Annotated in this window: 1 tRNA gene; it reads left to right on the top strand. The window is 60.2% G+C overall.

The features are described from left to right. Nucleotides 1-51: 51 nt before the first annotated feature. Nucleotides 52-127 (top strand) — tRNA-Lys (locus tag C1J01_RS48945). Nucleotides 128-206: the final 79 nt, after the last annotated feature.

Genomic DNA, 206 nt, shown 5'->3' with positions numbered 1-206 from the left:
GAGGGAGGCGTCGCGGGCAGGGCGGTAATCTCTGTACCCTTGCTCGTGCGAGGGGCGTTAGCTCAATTGGCAGAGCTGCGGACTTTTAATCCGTAGGTTCCGGGTTCGAGCCCCGGGCGCCCTACCACTCTGACCTGCAGATTCGCCTCACCCCTTGATCAAAGAATCAAGAGGTGGGTCATAGCTGGGTCACGCCTGGGACAAAC

This window comes from Nonomuraea aridisoli, from assembly GCF_003236395.1.
Classification (GTDB): domain Bacteria; phylum Actinomycetota; class Actinomycetes; order Streptosporangiales; family Streptosporangiaceae; genus Nonomuraea; species Nonomuraea aridisoli.
The sequence above is the reverse complement of the archived record's forward strand: the minus strand, read 5'-3'. Positions and strand labels throughout refer to the sequence as shown.